10 protein-coding genes and 1 pseudogene are annotated in these 14362 nt (G+C 61.4%); 2 read left to right on the plus strand and 9 right to left on the minus strand.

Going from position 1 to position 14362, the window contains the following annotated elements; all coding sequences use genetic code 11:
• Both FZZ85_RS11035 and FZZ85_RS11040 read right to left on the minus strand, forming a co-directional pair.
• Positions 1–382, minus strand: a pseudogene (locus FZZ85_RS11035) (alpha/beta hydrolase); the annotation flags it as partial.
• Positions 382–1521 (minus strand): 8-amino-7-oxononanoate synthase, encoded by a 1140-nt coding sequence (locus tag FZZ85_RS11040; protein WP_226415196.1) that lies wholly within the window; start codon positions 1519–1521, stop codon positions 382–384. The pseudogene FZZ85_RS11035 and the gene FZZ85_RS11040, both read right to left, overlap by 1 nt.
• A gap of 54 nt (positions 1522–1575) precedes the next feature.
• Here FZZ85_RS11040 and FZZ85_RS11045 point away from each other — a divergent pair, with 54 nt between their 5' ends.
• Complete coding sequence (locus FZZ85_RS11045) at positions 1576–2520, plus strand: bile acid:sodium symporter family protein (protein ID WP_226415199.1); 945 nt, start codon at positions 1576–1578, stop codon at positions 2518–2520.
• A 2395-nt stretch (positions 2521–4915) separates the two neighbouring features.
• On the opposite strand, the gene FZZ85_RS11050 is transcribed toward FZZ85_RS11045, so the two are convergent.
• A complete protein-coding gene (locus FZZ85_RS11050; protein WP_226415201.1) occupies positions 4916–5146 on the minus strand; it encodes a hypothetical protein in 231 nt (76 codons plus the stop codon).
• Positions 5147–5390: 244 nt separating this feature from the next.
• On the opposite strand from FZZ85_RS11050, the gene FZZ85_RS11055 reads away from it, so the two are divergent.
• Positions 5391–8165 (plus strand): RNA helicase, encoded by a 2775-nt coding sequence (locus FZZ85_RS11055; protein ID WP_226415203.1) that lies wholly within the window; start codon positions 5391–5393, stop codon positions 8163–8165.
• Between the two features lie 2 nt (positions 8166–8167).
• Here the strand turns inward: FZZ85_RS11055 and FZZ85_RS11060 are convergent, their stop codons facing one another.
• From FZZ85_RS11060 to dusB, 6 genes are all read right to left on the minus strand, one after another.
• On the minus strand, positions 8168–9601 hold the full coding sequence (locus tag FZZ85_RS11060) for a class II fumarate hydratase (protein WP_226415205.1): 1434 nt from the start codon (positions 9599–9601) through the stop codon (positions 8168–8170).
• Positions 9602–9631: 30 nt separating this feature from the next.
• Positions 9632–10777: a dTDP-glucose 4,6-dehydratase gene (gene rfbB / locus FZZ85_RS11065; protein WP_226415207.1), complete on the minus strand. Its 1146-nt coding sequence runs from the start codon at positions 10775–10777 to the stop codon at positions 9632–9634.
• A gap of 58 nt (positions 10778–10835) precedes the next feature.
• Positions 10836–11720 (minus strand): dTDP-4-dehydrorhamnose reductase, encoded by an 885-nt coding sequence (gene rfbD, locus FZZ85_RS11070; RefSeq protein ID WP_226415209.1) that lies wholly within the window; start codon positions 11718–11720, stop codon positions 10836–10838.
• Positions 11717–12307, minus strand: coding sequence for a dTDP-4-dehydrorhamnose 3,5-epimerase (gene rfbC / locus FZZ85_RS11075; RefSeq protein WP_226415211.1), 591 nt, complete (start codon positions 12305–12307; stop codon positions 11717–11719). The genes rfbD and rfbC overlap by 4 nt, the downstream gene beginning before the upstream one ends.
• On the minus strand, positions 12297–13235 hold the full coding sequence (gene rfbA, locus FZZ85_RS11080) for a glucose-1-phosphate thymidylyltransferase RfbA (RefSeq protein WP_226415273.1): 939 nt from the start codon (positions 13233–13235) through the stop codon (positions 12297–12299). Before rfbA ends, rfbC begins: the two co-directional genes overlap by 11 nt.
• Before the next feature lie 122 nt (positions 13236–13357).
• On the minus strand, positions 13358–14362 hold the full coding sequence (gene dusB, locus FZZ85_RS11085) for a tRNA dihydrouridine synthase DusB (protein ID WP_226415213.1): 1005 nt from the start codon (positions 14360–14362) through the stop codon (positions 13358–13360).

Consider the following 14362-nt stretch of genomic DNA (forward strand, 5'->3'; position numbering starts at 1 on the left):
CATGGGGTGAGGCGGCTTTGTCGAGGAAGCGTTCCAGCATCGTCAGTTCCTGGTCGGTGTCCAGGGCCGCTTGCATCCCATGCAGAGCTAGCGCCACAGCGCGCCCTGCACGCCCGCGTGGCACGAAGGCGCTGAAGCTGCCCAGCAGCACCACCGCATCGGCCTGCACCAGAACAGCTGCCGGCAGCAGATGTAACCCCAGGGAGTGGACGATTAACAGGTTGCGTCCAGCGCCGGGGGGCCATGCCGGAGCAACGGCCTCACCGCCGCCGTAGCCCCGGTCTGCGCTGGACCATCTCGCTCCCCCCTCTTCAAAGCGTTGTCGCCAGTGGGACCAGGCGCCGGCCTGGCCAGCCCAACCATGCATTGCCAGGACCTGCATCATCGAGAGCCGAGGGCTGCGAGCAGTTGCTCCAATGTGCCCTCCGGCAGGTCCCTCCGCAGCACCAGGCGCAAACGGGCGGTTCCCTCCGGCACGGTGGGCGGCCGGATCGCCACCGACAGCAGACCCGCCTGCTCCAGCTGTTGCTGGAGGTCGAGCGCTTCCTGGTCGCCACCGACCAGCAAGGGCAGCACAGGACCGTGCCCTGCTGGTTTTGCCCAGCCATGGTGCGCCAGAGCTGTCCTCCAGCGTTCCGAGCGCTGGCTCAGCTTGCTTCCCCAATTGGAGTTGGTTTGGATCAAGCGCAGGGCAGCCTGGGCTCCAGCCACCAGCGGTGGTGCCAGGGCCGTGGTGTAGCGGAAAGCCCCACTGGTTTGAAGCAGCCGTTCCATCGTGCTGTGATCCCCAGCCAGAAATGCACCTCCGCTGCCGAAGGACTTACCGAAGGTGCCGCACACCAAGGCCACAGGCTGTTGGAGTCCATGGCAAAGCCCGCGGCCTCCGGGCCCCAGCACCCCCAGTCCATGGGCTTCGTCCACCAGCAGCTGTGCACCGTGGTGGGCGCACAGGTCGGCGATGCCCTGCAGATTGGGGCTGGTGCCTTCCATGCTGAACAGGCTTTCGGTCACCACCAGTGGCGGTGTTGTTGCCGGGTTGAGCCGCTGCAGCCTCTGGCCGAGATCCTCAAGATCGTTGTGGGCAAAGCGTTGCAGCCGCGCTCCACTGGTGCGGACGCCGGCCAGCAGCGAGTGGTGGATCAGCCGGTCCACCAACACGGTGGTGTGTCTGTCACTCAGGGCCGTTAGGGCGGCGATGTTGGCTTGAAATCCGCTGGGGAACAGCAGCACCCGGTCCCGGTTTAACCAGCTGGCAAGAGCTGCCTCCAGCTTCAGATGGCGTGGTCGGGTGCCGGTGATTAGGCGAGATCCACCGGCACCGACGCCATCGGAGGCCACGGCCTCCGTTGCCGCTGCGAGCACATCGGGGTGACGGCTGAGCCCGAGGTAGTCGTTGCTCGCTAGATCAACGAGCTGGCCGGCTCCGGCGGGATCCTGCAGCTGCCAGGGCTCCTGGCCGGAGTTCAAGCTCCGCAGGCGGCGGCGGCGGGCTGGAGTGATGGGAGAAGCTTGGTCCCGCATTACAACAGTCTGGAATCCCCCCTGAACAAGGATGGCCGTAATCCTCTGATCGTGATGACCTGGGAGCGTTTCACTCTGCTGTTTCCGCTTTGGACGTTGCTGGGAGCTTTGCTGGCCTTGCTGCATCCCCCGCTATTCATCTGGTTCAAGGGGCCACTCATCTCCCTTGGACTCGGCGTCATCATGCTCGGCATGGGCGTCGGTTTGACACCCGCTGATTTCGTACGGGTTGCTCAACACCCCCGCGCCATGCTGCTGGGGGTGTTGGTGCAGTTCCTGGTGATGCCGGCCCTTGCCGCTGTGATTGCGGCGGCTTTGCACCTGCCTGCCCCGCTTGCGGTGGGCTTGATTCTTGTCGGCTGCTGCCCAGGGGGGACCGCCAGCAATGTGGTGGCTCTGATCGGCCGTGGAGATGTGGCGTTATCGATGGTCATGACCACGATCAGCACCCTGGCGGCGGTGGTGTTGACCCCGCGTTTAACGCAGGTGTTGGCCAGCCAGTATGTGCCGGTGGACGGTTGGGCCCTTTTCCTAGCCGTGCTTCAGGTGGTGTTGCTGCCCGTCACCGTTGGGGTGGTGCTCAAGCGTGGTCTACCCGGCGTGGCCCAGCGGATTGAGCCGGTGATGCCTCCCCTGGCGGTGATGGCCATCGTGATGATCGTCTCCAGCATCGTCGGCAGCCAAACGGCTGTGCTGCGTCAGCAGGGGCCCGTGCTGATCCTGGCTTGCCTGCTGCTGCATGGCGGTGGTTTTCTGCTCGGCTGGCTGATTCCCCGGCTGGCGGGGCAGAGCGTGCAGGCCCAGCGGACCATCAGCATCGAGGTGGGCATGCAGAACTCAGGACTCGCAGTGGTGCTCGCCCGCAGTGGTGGGTTCGCTAGTCCCCTCACTGCGTTGCCAGGTGCCATCTCTGCGGTGATTCACTGCCTGATAGGCAGCGCCATTGCCACTTTGTGGCGGTGCCAACCTCGCAGTAATCGCAGTAGATCTGATATGTAAGTATTTGGTTTGCATCCGGCGGTGATTGCAAACAAATTGTGAAGGGGGCATCAGGTAATTGCCTGATATGCCTTGATGAAATCTCCAGAAGGACGGCGGCGATTCATAAAAACCTGTTACTTCCATAGACATGATCACCAGATAAAACTCGCTGGCTTAACCCGCTTTTAGTGCCCACCCCACTTCCTTCTGTCAGTTGGTGCCCAGTGCTTACAACTCCTAAGTAATTGGCAAATGATTAGACAGGTTCGTCATTAAAGGTGTGCTGGACCAAGGCTCGAAAACCTCTTGTTTTTTGTATTCGAGAAATTCTTGCTCCTCTGCAGGTCAGCCAGGCCAATTTCTCAAGGCATCGCAGGTCGTCTTGTACTCAAGCTTGAGAGAGTGCAAATCGAGGCGCAGGCTCGCAACTATTTCCTCGTGCATTGAGCAGAGACAACTTCTTGAATTGCTACAGATGCTCAAAATTGCTTGACGTAGGGCCTGATACAGGTGCGCATTAGCAACCGCTTTCCCTTCCTGAGAGCGGTCTGCTGTGCGGATGCCTCCCTCACGGCATAAGGAGCGATTTGGCGATGGTTCATGGGTCGAAATTCCTGAAGTCAATGACCTCCGAAACCAAAAACTGGGCAGTTGTTGCAGCCGCCTTGGAAGCTCAAGGGGGCTACTAGTAGCCAGATGTACCGACGCGCCAAAGCGATGGCAGAAGGAAAGGCAGATCCCATTTCCCATTCCAACGAGCTACCCCGCTGCACCTCACAGCATCTCTTTTGCCTGAGCTGATGAGTCAAGTCCCTGCATCAGCAGGGGCTTTCTTCGAGACTGATCAGCGGCCTTCTAGGGCCAATACTTGATCCATTCTCTTCTCCTCAGCCGTGAGGAAATCGGCCCACATCCCTATGAGGAAGCTCAGAGTGGCTAAGGCCTGTAGCTGCTCTTGCGAGCCAGGGCGGGTGTATTTGAAGTCCATGAACATGCGATCAGCGGCTGATTGCTGTTCCTGGCATCTGGCATCAATAGACATCGTCAGGCCTCGACTTCAGTTTTTTCGTCAGCTTTCTGGTGAGCCTCTGTCGAGGTTGCTTCCGCTGACTTGCTGCGAGGACAGTCACCAGCGTTGGCGCCGCCAACAAAAACTGCCAACGCCATGACTGCCGCGATCGCGCTGCCACCCAAATAGGCGAGTCTCGCGGGAAGTTTTTGCCTTGAGCCATGCCGCTATCATGCAAAGGTTGGTTACATATCTTAATAATCTCACTATCCTGCCTGTATGTCCATCACCAGCCAAGGCCTGATCGCCTTCTTTTGCAGCTTCGGCGTGGCTCTCGTAGCCCTGAATCTCAACAATCTGGCGCAGCCGTCAAAAGGCTGAGGTAAAGGTAAAACCCCTGGCGACGACGTGAGTCACCAAGTCGGTTTTCGCTTGATTGGTGGCGCCGGTATCGACAACTGGCTTTTTCGAGCGTTGTAGGGCTACCACTAACAAGAGGGTTAGGCATTCCCACTTGGTCAAAAAGCTCCCCTGCCGAGTGTGCGGCAAGACAATCGAACTATCTGAAGTTGCTGCGCAGTACGCGGCTGGCTCAGCTGTACACGCAATGTGCGTTCCCATGGCCAAGACCACTCGGAAAGGCCCGTCTTTTAAGAATCTGACTCGCTGGCTGGATCGTGTCTTGAGCGCATCCGACTGAAAGGGGCTAGCTACTTCATGCCGCCACCGTTTCGCCGCTACCCAAGCGGTGCACTGCTTTCCAGTTGCGGTAATCGTTGCCTCCTCCCCTCAGAATTAATGAGTCTTCTGACGGGTAGGCCGGCTTACGTTTCCCGCCTATCACGAGGCAAGTCGCCACAAGACCATGGACATGATGTTCTTCATCGGCGTGAACATCGCTCTTCTCGGCTTGCTCGTCTATGGACTTATGACGGCCAAAGAGAAGATCAAGGCTGGCCGTAAAGAGATCGTCTGACGTATTGGCTTACTAGCTGAGACCTCGGCCTGAGGTGAATGGCCTGCTGTATCGACGCCAAGCACATTCCCGTAAAGGTGGTGTTTGGCGACCCCGCTCCATGCATCCATTCTGCTTCCCCGGTCTCCTGGTCGATGGTGGGGACCCGTGAAGTGGGTGCCGGTGGAGCGGAGCCACACGGGAACAAACGCATCCAGCTTGTCGGCCAGCGCCACGTCGAAGCAGGCCCAGCAAGGCAGCCAGCATTGATGGTTTGCGCGCTTCCGTATTTCTTGATGCTGCTGGTGAGTCATAGCGGTTGGAGCTGATCGACCGAGTTTTTGTTGTTGAAGCAATCCCAGGTGTCCAGCACCAACCTGGTCACATCCAAGATGCTCATCTCGGCCCTTGCAGCCGTCTGGAGGCTTCGCTCGTCTTAGTCGGTCGCCCTAGGTCGAGCCCCCGTCGTGGAGTTCGAACAGCAGGCGGGCAGCGAGGCCACGAGAGATGCGTCGTTCCACGAGCAGATCACAGATCCAGTTGAATAGCGGCGGGGCATCGGTGCTGGATGCCAGGCGTTGTTCGAGGGCCTTCAGCTCCTGCACGTCGCGGCAGCCTCGAAGGGCATCGATCAGGGTGTCTTCAGCCGGCCGCGGCTTGATGAGCTGAGTGCTGGTCACAGGCAGTGGCTCTAAATCCCCTCAGTCATGGCACTGGCGGGGTGCCCCTGTCACCCTTCGCTGTTGTGCAGCAGGCACAAAAAAAGCCCCGGTGGGCTCACCTGGGCTCGAGGCATTCTCATGACTATTTTTCATGATCAGGCTTGGTTCCGTCAAAAGAGGTCGGCACATCTGATTGATTGCATTGGCGTGGCTTATTGCTTGTTCGAAAAGAGAGCTCAGCCAGGCTCCTTAAGATCATTTGATGAACCAATCGACACCGGCCACGCCCCAATACGAGCCCGATGTCGATCGCAGTGCCCCACTGAATCCCTCAGAAATCTTTCCCTTCCCGCTGGATGATTTCCAGCTGGAGGCCATGGATGCCCTCAACCAGGGACATTCGGTTGTGGTCAGTGCCCCCACAGGATCCGGCAAAACCCTGATCGGGGAATACGCCATTCATCGCGCCCTGGCCCACGGCCAGAAGGTCTTCTACACCACACCGTTGAAGGCTCTCTCCAATCAGAAACTACGCGATTTCCGCGATGAGTTCGGTGCGGAGAACGTGGGTTTGATGACCGGTGATCTCAGCGTGAATCGCGAGGCCTCCATCGTGGTGATGACGACGGAGATCTTCCGCAACATGCTCTACGCCGAGGCGGATGAGCACGATGATCCCCTTGCTGATGTGGAAGCGGTGGTGCTCGATGAGTGCCACTACATGAACGACTCCCAGCGCGGCACAGTCTGGGAGGAGTCGATCATTCACTGCCCACCCACGGTGCAGCTGGTGGCGCTTTCCGCCACCGTGGCCAATGCAGGGCAGCTGACCGACTGGATCGAGAAGGTTCATGGTCCGACCACGTTGGTGATGAGTGACCACCGGCCGGTGCCGCTGCAGTTCAGCTTCTGCAGTGCCAAGGGGTTGCATCCCCTGTTGAACGAAGCTGGCACGGGTCTTCATCCCAACTGCAAGGTCTGGCGCGCGCCCAGGGGGCACAAGCGCAAAGGGCGTTCCCAGAGGCCGCCGCAACCCGAGCCACCGCCGATCAGCTTCGTCGTGGCTCAGATGGCGGAGCGGCAGATGCTCCCGGCCATCTATTTCATCTTCAGCCGCCGCGGCTGTGACAAGGCGGTACGGGATTTGGGAGTGCAGTGCCTGGTGACTCAGGAGGAGCAAGCGCGGATCAAGGAGCGCCTAACCGCTTACAGCCACGACAACCCCGAGGCCGTTCGGGATGGAATTCACGCTGATGCGCTGCTGCGGGGCATAGCTGCCCACCACGCCGGTGTTCTGCCCGCCTGGAAGGAGTTGATCGAGGAGCTCTTCCAGCAGGGGTTGGTGAAGGTGGTCTTTGCCACGGAGACCCTGGCGGCGGGCATCAACATGCCCGCCCGCAGCACGGTGATTGCGGCCCTATCCAAGCGCACCGAGCGGGGACATCGCCCGCTGATGGGCAGTGAGTTCCTCCAGATGGCCGGGCGGGCCGGGCGGCGTGGCCTCGACTCTCAGGGCTACGTCGTAACGGTGCAAAGCCGGTTCGAAGGTGTGCGTGAAGCTGGGCAGCTGGCGATAAGTCCCGCCGACCCCCTGGTGAGCCAGTTCACCCCCAGCTACGGCATGGTTCTCAACCTGCTGCAGCGTCACGATCTGGCCAAGGCCAGGGAGCTGGTGGAGCGCAGTTTTGGCCGCTATCTGGCGGGGCTTGACCTCGTGGAGGACGAGGAGAACCTTTCTCAGCTGCGGTTGCAACTCAGCCAGCTGGAGGGCGTCGCCGGCGACATCCCCTGGGAAGACTTTGAGGACTACGAAAAAATGCGTGGGCGGCTCCGCGAGGAGCGGCGCTTGCTCCGCATCCTTCAGCAGCAGGCCGAGGAGACGCTCGCCAATGAGCTGACGATGGCCCTGCAGTTCGCCAGCACCGGCACCCTGGTCAGCCTCAAATCGCCGCAGCTGCGGGGGCGCGTCGCGCCCGCGGTGATCGTCGAGAAGGTGAAGGGGCCCGGTCAGTTCCCGCTGCTGCTCTGCCTGACTGATGAAAACGTCTGGATCCTGCTGCCCTGTCAGGCGGTGGTGAGCATCCATGCGGAGCTCAGTTGTCTGCAGGTGGATGGGCTCGAGGTCCCGGAGCTGTCCCGTTCCGGTGAGTTGCGCCATGGCGATCAGGCCAGTGGTGGTTTGGCGTTAGCCGTGGCCCATATGGCCCGGCGCCACGACATGACCACCCCGCAATACGACTTGGCTGGGGAGGTGTTGACCCAGGCCCGGCTGGTTCGGGATCTCGAGCAGGAGCAGGAGCATCATCCGGCCCATCGCTGGGGAGATCGCAAACAGCTGAAGAAGCACCGCCGTCGCATGGAAGATCTGGAGCTAGAGATCGCTGAAAGGCAGCATCTGCTGCATCAGCGGGCCAACCGTCACTGGGAGACCTTCCTGGCCTTGATGGAGATCCTGCAGCACTTCGGATGCCTCGATGAGCTGGATCCCACTGAGATCGGCCGCACCGTTTCTGCCTTGCGTGGTGACAACGAACTTTGGCTGGGGTTGGCGCTGATGAGTGGGCATCTCGATGACCTCTCCCCGCCCGACCTGGCGGCAGTGTTCGAGGCGATCAGCACCGAGGTCAACCGCCCCGACCTGTGGAGTGGCTTCCCGCCGCCTGCGGCGGCCGAGGAAGCCCTGCAGGATCTTTCGGGTCTGCGTCGCGAACTGCTGCGAGCCCAGGAACGCGCTGGTGTGGTGGTGCCGGCCTGGTGGGAACCCGAGCTCATGGGCCTTGTGGATGCCTGGGCCCGGGGGACGTCCTGGAGCGATCTGATTGCCAACACTTCCCTGGATGAGGGTGATGTGGTGCGGATCATGCGCCGCACCGTGGATCTTCTGGCCCAGGTGCCCTACTGCGAAGCGATCAGTGAGCAACTGCGCAGCCATGCCCGTCAGGCTTTGAAAGCGATCAACCGCTTCCCGGTGGCTGAAGCCGAGGATCTGGTGCCGGCCCCCGCTGCGCTCAACCCGGCGACGGAGCGGGCGGCCTGAGCTCAGGCGTCCGGAGCGGCCATGGCGCCGGGATTCACCTTCTGATCAAAGTCGGCTTCGCTGATGTAGCCGAGCTCCAAGGCCGCCTGCTTCAGCGTCAATCCCTGATGGTGGGCATGCTGAGCGATGGCACTGGCCTTCTCGTAACCGATGCTCGGGGTCAAGGCAGTGACCAGCATCAAGGAGCGATCCACGAACCGCTGAATCTGCTCCCGATCCGGCATTAAGCCCTCTACCAGGTTCTGGCGGAAGCAGGTTATGGCGTCCTTGAGCATGCGGATCGACTGCAGCAGGTTGAAGCCGATCAAGGGCTTGTAGACATTCATCTGCAGATGGCCGCCTGCGCCGGCAGCTGCCACGGCGCCATCGAGTCCGATCACCTGGGTGCAGACCATGGCCATCGCTTCGCACTGGGTGGGATTGATCTTCCCAGGCATGATCGAGCTGCCGGGTTCATTGGCGGGCAGCCGCAACTCCCCCAGACCCGCCCGCGGGCCACACCCAAGCAGACGCACGTCATTGGCGATGCGTAGCAGGGCCACCGCCAGCAGGCGCAGTTGGCCCATCGCATGGACGAGGCCGTCATGGCCGGCCATCACCGCGAAAAGGTTCTCAGCGGGACGGACCTTGACACCAGCGACCCGGCTCAGCTCTTCCGCTACGGCATGACGGAAGCCCGGCGGCGTGTTCAACCCCGTGCCCACTGCGGTGCCCCCCAGTGGAAGATCGCAGAGGCTGACGAGGCAAGCGTCCAGCCATGCCTGGGCTTGTTTGAGTTGATCTCGCCAAGCGGCGACCTCATCGCCAAGACGCAGCGGTACCGCATCTTGCAGATGGGTGCGGCCAATCTTGACGATTGGCATCCAGGCTTGGGCTTTGGCATCCAAGGCCTGCACCAGGCCATCGAGCGCCGGCAGCAGCCCGTCCTTCAGGTGCTTGGCCGCGGCGACGTGGATGGCTGCGGGGAACACATCATTGGTGGATTGCGACCGATTGACGTGGTCATTCGGATGCACCGGCTGGTGGCTGCCGAGGGCTGTACCTGAGGCCTGAGACGAAAGATTGCTGATCACCTCGTTGATGTTCATGTTGGTCTGGGTCCCGCTTCCGGTCTGCCAGACCCGCAGCGGGAACTGATCGTTGTGCTGGCCAGCGGCAATGGCATCGGCTGCCGTGCAGATCAGCTCAACCTGTAGAGGGCTCAGAAGCGCATTTCGGCCGTTCACCGTGGCGCAGGAGCGTTTGATCCAGGCCAGGGCCTGGATGATTTCGAGAGGGATCCTCTCATCGCTGATCGCGAAGTTTTGGAGCGAGCGCTGGGTCTGGGCCCCCCAGAGCGCTTCGGACGCCACCTCAATGCCACCGAGACTGTCGGTTTCAATCCTGAACGGCAGCGTCATCGGATCCTCGGCGCGATCAAGCGGTGCTTCGATCATCCGTGATCACTGTCCTGGCGTCGATCCGCATCAACGGTCTGGTGTTTTCCCTTGAGGCTTCACCTTTTCAATGCCCAATCTGCTGCCGTCGTAGCCCGCCCGCTCGCGCACCTTGTTGCACCATTCCTGATGAGACAGGTACCAGCGCACGGTCTCCGCCAAGCCCTGTTCCATATTGTGGCGAGGGCTCCAGCCCAGCTCGGAACTGATGCTGCTTGGGTCGATTGCGTAGCGGCGGTCGTGGCCAGGACGGTCGGTCACTGTCGTGATCAAGTCGGCGTGAGGAGCCGATGCAGGGCGGCTCTGATCCAACTGCTGGCAGATGGCGTGAACAACCTCTTTGTTGGTGCGCTCACCGTGGCCGCCAACGCAATAGCTGCGGCCCGACGCTCCGTTGCAGGCCGCCAGCAGTAATGCATCAACGTGGTCTTCCACGTACAACCAATCCCGCACATTCAGCCCATCTCCGTAGAGAGGAATCGACTCACCTCCAGCGGCCTTCAAGGTGACCACGGGGATGAGTTTTTCAGGGAACTGCCAGGGGCCGTAGTTGTTTGAGCAGTTGGTGAGCACCACAGGTAGCCCAAAGGTGTGGTGCCAGGCCTGAACGAGGTGATCACTGGCCGCCTTGCTGGCGGAGTAGGGGCTGCGGGGGTCATAGGGGGTTGTTTCTGAGAAGCGCCCCTCTGCGCCCAGGGACCCAAAGACTTCGTCGGTGCTGATGTGGTGCATCCGGAAGGCATCCCGGCGTTCGCCGCTCAGGCCCTCGTAGTGGCGACGCACCGCCTGCAGGAGGTTGTAGGTGCCGTTGACGTTGCTCTCGATGAACACACCAGGGCCGGAGATGGATCGATCCACGTGGCTTTCCGCTGCCAGGTGCATCACCAGATCGGGGTCGGCCTCCTGCACCGCAGCCTCAACGGCTGTTGCATCGGTCAGATCCACCTTCTGAAGCCTGTGTCGATCGTTCGCCGCTTCGCCCAGCTCGCTCAGCACCTCCTCAATCGAGGACATGTCGCTGGCGTAGCCCATCTTGTCGAGATTGAAGACGGTGACTCTGGTCTCCCGTAGCAGCCTGCGCACGACAGCGCCGCCAATGAAGCCGGCACCTCCGGTGACTAGAACTCTGCGGCGAGCTCCCAGCAGGTCGGAGGCGGAAGGCATGGACGAAACCATTGGGGAGAGCGTGGGGTGGGGCGTTGTTTGGGGTTGGCGCTTTGAACTCAGTGGCTCTTCATGGCGTTTTGGCTTGCTGCAACACAGCTCTCAGCGCTTGCTGCCAGTGCTCGCCGTTGAGGTCCAGGGCTGCCCGGGTGGAGGTGCAGTCAAGAAGGGAATAGGCCGGCCGTTCTGCAGGCGTCGGGTAGTCCGCAGTTGTGATCGGTTGCACGGCTGCGGGCGTGTCGATGATCCCTAAGTCAGCACCGATTTGGCCAACCGCCACCGCCACGTCGTACCAGCTGGCGGCGCCGGCATCACTCCAGTGCATAACAGCTGGCAATTCGCGGTCACCAGCGATCTGAAGGGTTTGCCAACAGGCTTGAGCGAGGTTGAGGGTGCTGGTCGGACAGCCCACTTGATCGGCGACAACACCCAGTTGATCCCGTTCGTGGTGAAGGCGGAGCATGGTGAGGGCAAAGTTCTTGCCCACGGGCCCGATCACCCAGCTGGTGCGCAGGATCAGGCCCCGGCCTCCTGCTCCAAAAATCGTTTGGACCGCGGCTTCTCCAGCAGCTTTGCTGGCGCCGTAAACACCGAGAGGGTCGCGGGTCTGCTCGGGTTGATACGGAGTGCCCTGGGTTCCGTTAAAGACGAAGTCGGTGCTGATCTGGAGCAGGCGTCCTCCTTGTTGATCAAGAGCACGGGCAAAGGCTTCCGGTGCCCCGGCATTCACGGCGTGGGCCAGCTCGGGCTCCGACTCGGCCTTGTCCACCGCTGTGTAAGCACCGGCGTTGAGCACCCAGTCGGGTTGGTGCTGTTCCACGGCGCCGCTGCAGGCTGCAGAGTCAGCCAGGTCAAGCTGCTGACGGCTAGTGGCCACCAGCTCGATTCCCTCAGGGGCGGAAGCGATCAGAGCCTGGCCCAGCTGACCGCCAGCTCCGGTGAGCAGCACCTTCACGGGAAAACGTCTCCAGCCACCTCAGCGGCTTTGAACCCTGCTGCTTGGACATCTTTGCCCGAGAGGCTCACCTCGGCGCCCTGCAGCCGATCGATCGGCCAGGCAATGGCCAGATCTGGATCATTCCAGACGATGGCCCGTTCACAGGATTTGTTCCAGAACCCTCGCGCCTTGTATTGCACCTCCGCAACATCGCTGAGGGTGAGGAAGCCGTGGGCGAAGCCCTCAGGAATCCAAAGCTGGCATTTGTTCTCGGCACTCAGTTCGGTGCCTACCCAGGCGCCAAAGGTTGGTGAGTTGCGTCGGATGTCGACGGCGACGTCGTAAACCGCTCCGACCGTGGCATGCACCAGCTTGGCCTGGGGTTCCGGTGCTAGCTGGTAGTGGAGTCCCCGCAGCACGCCTTGGATCGAGCGGGAGTGGTTGTCTTGCGAGAACAGCACCGATTCGCCGACGGCTTCATCGAATTTGCGTTGGTTCCAGCTTTCGTAAAACCAGCCACGGTCATCGCCGTGGGCCTGGTGCGTTATCAGCAGGGGACCCTGAATCACCGCGCCGGACGGTGTGTTGAGTTGTTCAAGCTGCATGGCTCACCGCCAGGCTGGATTGCAGGGCCGCGTGATCGCTCACGCTCTCCTCGAGCATTTGCAGGAGATAGGAGCCGTAGCCACTCTTCTTGAGGGGCTGCGCCAGCTGACTCAGCTGTTCTGCTGTGATCCAGCCCTGGCGCCAGGCCACCTCCTCTGGGCAGCCTACCTTCAGCCCCTGGCGATGTTCGAGCGTGCGGATGTAGCTGCCGGCATCGTTGAGGGAATCGCAGGTGCCGGTATCGAGCCAGGCCATTCCACGACCCATCAATTCCACCCGCAGCACCCCTTCATCCAGATACATCTGATTGAGATCGGTGATCTCCAGCTCGCCACGCGCTGAAGGCTTCACCTTGCTGGCCCGTTCCACGACGCTGTCGTCGTAGAAATACAACCCCGTAACGGCGTAGCGGCTCTTGGGTTTCTGAGGTTTTTCCTCCAGGCTCAGCACGCGGCCATCAGCATCGAATTCGGCCACGCCATAACGCTCGGGATCACTGACGGGGTAGGCAAACACCGTCGCCCCTTGGGCTTGCGCGTTGCTGTTCACCAGCTGGGGCACTAGATCATGCCCATGGAAGAGGTTGTCTCCCAGCACCAGCGCGGCGGGGTGGCCCGCCAAGAAGTCGGCGCCAATCAGAAACGCCTGGGCCAAACCGTCCGGGCTCGGTTGCACGGCGTACTCGATCGTCATGCCCCAGCTGCTGCCATCGCCGAGCAAGCGCTGGAAGGACTCCCGGTCGTGAGGGGTCGTGATGATCAGCACCTCACTGATCCCGGCCAGCATCAGGGTGCTGAGCGGGTAATAAATCATCGGCTTGTCGTAAACAGGCAGCAGCTGTTTGCTGACGGCCTGGGTGATCGGATGCAGCCGTGTGCCGCTCCCGCCAGCCAGGATGATTCCCCGTCGCTTGGATGCGGTGCTCATCGGCTGGCTCACCGGCATGAAGTCGGCGTCATTACAGCATGAGACCCCTTGCGACCACTTCATTTGAGCCGATAGCAAAGCCGTCTTAACAGATCACTCCTCTGTGGAGTGGTCTGCACTTGTTATGCGGCGGACGCGGCAAGGGCGTCGATTTGCTGAGTTAGCAGCTCCCTGGCCTGAGCGGGTGTGGGGGCTCGCATCAGCTCATGACGCAGGCGCGACGACCCAGGGAAGCCCGTGCAGGTCCAGCTCATGTGTTTTCGGGCGATCAGCAGCCCATGTTCGCCGCGATCCTTCACCAGACCGTCAAGTTGATCGCGGGCCAGCGCAAGTCGTGCTGAAGGGTTGGGCGTGGAGGGGATCGCACGACCGGCCAATGCGGCGTCGATCTGTCCCACCAGCCAAGGGGCTCCCATGGTGCCTCGGCCCACCATCACGCCTGCTGCACCAGTCTGATTCAGGCAGCGCAGGGCATCGTCGGGGGTGTGGATGTCGCCGTTCGCGATTAGGGGGATCCTGAGAGCTTCTCGGACTCTGGTGATCGCGGTCCAGTCCGCAGCGCCCTTGAAGCCCTGCTCGCGGGTGCGTCCATGCAGCGTGAGCAGTTGTGCCCCTGCTTGTTCCAGCTGTTGGCACCAGTGCACGGGATCCGCATCACTCCCACACCATCCCAGACGTGTCTTCACAGTGACTGGCACTGCCACAGCAGATGCCACGGCTTCCATGATCTGAACCGCCAGCTCGGGATCACGGATTAACCCGGAACCGCCCCCTTTGCGGGCAATCTTCCGCACAGGGCAGCCCATGTTGATGTCGATTAGAAAGGCACCACTGGCTTCAGCCCGTCGTGCCGCATCGGCCATGGCCTGGGGGCGATGGTCGAAGAGTTGGACGCCGATGGGGCCGGATTCCTCGTTGAGCGACTCCACTTTGCTGAGACCATGCCCCATCTCGAGGCTGGTGGCATTCACCATTTCGGTGAATAGCAAGGCATCAGGCGCCCAACGTCGAACCAGGCCGCGAAACACCCGATCGCTTACCCCTGCCAGCGGTGATTGCAACACGCGGCAGCGCAGCTGACGCGCGGTTCCGTTGCCGGGAAGCTGCAGTGGGGATAAAGCAATCAT

Source organism: Synechococcus sp. MU1642 (assembly GCF_020514115.1).
GTDB lineage: Bacteria > Cyanobacteriota > Cyanobacteriia > PCC-6307 > Cyanobiaceae > Parasynechococcus.